Source organism: Pseudomonas sp. BW16M2 (genome assembly GCF_014268865.1).
Taxonomy (GTDB): domain Bacteria; phylum Pseudomonadota; class Gammaproteobacteria; order Pseudomonadales; family Pseudomonadaceae; genus Aquipseudomonas; species Aquipseudomonas peradeniyensis.
On the sequence record NZ_JABWRI010000061.1, the window covers coordinates 1 to 3,414 of the forward strand.

Consider the following 3,414-nt stretch of genomic DNA (forward strand, 5'->3'; position numbering starts at 1 on the left):
GGGGCCATAGCTCAGCTGGGAGAGCGCCTGCCTTGCACGCAGGAGGTCAGCGGTTCGATCCCGCTTGGCTCCACCACTCTTTCAGGTTTCGCAGCACTGCTCAGAACTTAGAAATGAACATTCGTTGATGAATGTTGATTTCTGACTTTTGTCAGATCGTTCTTTAAAAATTCGGATATGTGATAGATAGACTGAATGCCAGTTTCACTGCTGGTTATTCAGGCTAAGGTAAAATTTGTGAGTTCTGCTCAGCAATGAGCGAAATGCGAATTTTCGGCGAATGTCGTCTTCACAGTATAACCAGATTGCTTGGGGTTATATGGTCAAGTGAAGAAGCGCATACGGTGGATGCCTTGGCAGTCAGAGGCGATGAAAGACGTGGTAGCCTGCGATAAGCTTTGGGGAGTCGGCAAACAGACTGTGATCCAGAGATCTCTGAATGGGGGAACCCAGCCAGCATAAGCTGGTTATCTTGTACTGAATACATAGGTGCAAGAGGCGAACCAGGGGAACTGAAACATCTAAGTACCCTGAGGAAAAGAAATCAACCGAGATTCCCTTAGTAGTGGCGAGCGAACGGGGACCAGCCCTTAAGCTGGTTTGAGATTAGTGGAACGCTCTGGAAAGTGCGGCCATAGTGGGTGATAGCCCCGTACACGAAAATCTCTTGCCAGTGAAATCGAGTAGGACGGAGCACGAGAAACTTTGTCTGAACATGGGGGGACCATCCTCCAAGGCTAAATACTACTGACTGACCGATAGTGAACCAGTACCGTGAGGGAAAGGCGAAAAGAACCCCGGAGAGGGGAGTGAAATAGAACCTGAAACCGTATGCGTACAAGCAGTGGGAGCCTACTTTGTTAGGTGACTGCGTACCTTTTGTATAATGGGTCAGCGACTTATATTCAGTGGCGAGCTTAACCGAATAGGGGAGGCGTAGCGAAAGCGAGTCTTAATAGGGCGCTTTAGTCGCTGGGTATAGACCCGAAACCGGGCGATCTATCCATGGGCAGGTTGAAGGTTAGGTAACACTGACTGGAGGACCGAACCGACTACCGTTGAAAAGTTAGCGGATGACCTGTGGATCGGAGTGAAAGGCTAATCAAGCTCGGAGATAGCTGGTTCTCCTCGAAAGCTATTTAGGTAGCGCCTCATGTATCACTGTAGGGGGTAGAGCACTGTTTCGGCTAGGGGGTCATCCCGACTTACCAAACCGATGCAAACTCCGAATACCTACAAGTGCCGAGCATGGGAGACACACGGCGGGTGCTAACGTCCGTCGTGAAAAGGGAAACAACCCAGACCGTCAGCTAAGGTCCCAAAGTCATGGTTAAGTGGGAAACGATGTGGGAAGGCTTAGACAGCTAGGAGGTTGGCTTAGAAGCAGCCACCCTTTAAAGAAAGCGTAATAGCTCACTAGTCGAGTCGGCCTGCGCGGAAGATGTAACGGGGCTCAAACCATGCACCGAAGCTACGGGTATCACCTTTGGTGATGCGGTAGAGGAGCGTTCTGTAAGCCTGTGAAGGTGAGTTGAGAAGCTTGCTGGAGGTATCAGAAGTGCGAATGCTGACATGAGTAACGACAATGCGAGTGAAAAACTCGCACGCCGAAAGACCAAGGTTTCCTGCGCAACGTTAATCGACGCAGGGTTAGTCGGTCCCTAAGGCGAGGCTGAAAAGCGTAGTCGATGGAAAACAGGTTAATATTCCTGTACTTCCAGTTATTGCGATGGAGGGACGGAGAAGGCTAGGCCAGCTTGGCGTTGGTTGTCCAAGTTTAAGGTGGTAGGCTGAGATCTTAGGCAAATCCGGGATCTCAAGGCCGAGAGCTGATGACGAGTGCTCTTTAGAGCGCGAAGTGGTTGATGCCATGCTTCCAAGAAAAGCTCCTAAGCTTCAGATAACTGGGAACCGTACCCCAAACCGACACAGGTGGTTAGGTAGAGAATACCAAGGCGCTTGAGAGAACTCGGGTGAAGGAACTAGGCAAAATGGCACCGTAACTTCGGGAGAAGGTGCGCCGGTGAGGGTGAAGCACTTGCTGCGTAAGCCCACGCCGGTCGAAGATACCAGGCCGCTGCGACTGTTTATTAAAAACACAGCACTCTGCAAACACGAAAGTGGACGTATAGGGTGTGACGCCTGCCCGGTGCCGGAAGGTTAATTGATGGGGTTAGCGCAAGCGAAGCTCTTGATCGAAGCCCCGGTAAACGGCGGCCGTAACTATAACGGTCCTAAGGTAGCGAAATTCCTTGTCGGGTAAGTTCCGACCTGCACGAATGGCGTAACGATGGCGGCGCTGTCTCCACCCGAGACTCAGTGAAATTGAAATCGCTGTGAAGATGCAGTGTATCCGCGGCTAGACGGAAAGACCCCGTGAACCTTTACTATAGCTTTGCACTGGACTTTGAGCTTGCTTGTGTAGGATAGGTGGGAGGCTTTGAAGTGGGGACGCCAGTTCTCATGGAGCCATCCTTGAAATACCACCCTGGCAACCTTGAGGTTCTAACTCAGGTCCGTTATCCGGATCGAGGACAGTGTATGGTGGGTAGTTTGACTGGGGCGGTCTCCTCCCAAAGAGTAACGGAGGAGTACGAAGGTGCGCTCAGACCGGTCGGAAATCGGTCGTAGAGTATAAAGGCAAAAGCGCGCTTGACTGCGAGACACACACGTCGAGCAGGTACGAAAGTAGGTCTTAGTGATCCGGTGGTTCTGTATGGAAGGGCCATCGCTCAACGGATAAAAGGTACTCCGGGGATAACAGGCTGATACCGCCCAAGAGTTCATATCGACGGCGGTGTTTGGCACCTCGATGTCGGCTCATCACATCCTGGGGCTGAAGCCGGTCCCAAGGGTATGGCTGTTCGCCATTTAAAGTGGTACGCGAGCTGGGTTTAGAACGTCGTGAGACAGTTCGGTCCCTATCTGCCGTGGACGTTTGAGATTTGAGAGGGGCTGCTCCTAGTACGAGAGGACCGGAGTGGACGAACCTCTGGTGTTCCGGTTGTCACGCCAGTGGCATTGCCGGGTAGCTATGTTCGGAAGAGATAACCGCTGAAAGCATCTAAGCGGGAAACTTGCCTCAAGATGAGATCTCACTGGAGCCTTGAGCTCCCTGAAGGGCCGTCGAAGACTACGACGTTGATAGGTTGGGTGTGTAAGCGCTGTGAGGCGTTGAGCTAACCAATACTAATTGCCCGTGAGGCTTGACCATATAACACCCAAGCAATTTGCGCCGAGGCCAAATTGTGGTGGTGAAGACGAAAGAACCGAAAGTTCGCAACATCACAAATCGCATATCCGAATTCGCTGGAGTATCCATCTGGATCTTCTGGCAACAGAATTTCTTGACGACCATAGAGCATTGGAACCACCTGATCCCATCCCGAACTCAGCAGTGAAACGATGCATCGC

1 tRNA gene and 2 rRNA genes are annotated in these 3,414 nt (G+C 51.7%); all 3 read left to right on the top strand.

Annotated features, from left to right (window positions below):
• A tRNA-Ala gene (locus tag HU735_RS26730) sits at positions 1-76 on the top strand.
• A 245-nt stretch (positions 77-321) separates the two neighbouring features.
• Positions 322-3,214: ribosomal RNA gene (locus HU735_RS26735) — 23S ribosomal RNA — on the top strand.
• Between the two features lie 132 nt (positions 3,215-3,346).
• A 5S ribosomal RNA gene (gene rrf, locus HU735_RS26740) occupies positions 3,347-3,414 on the top strand; the annotation flags it as partial.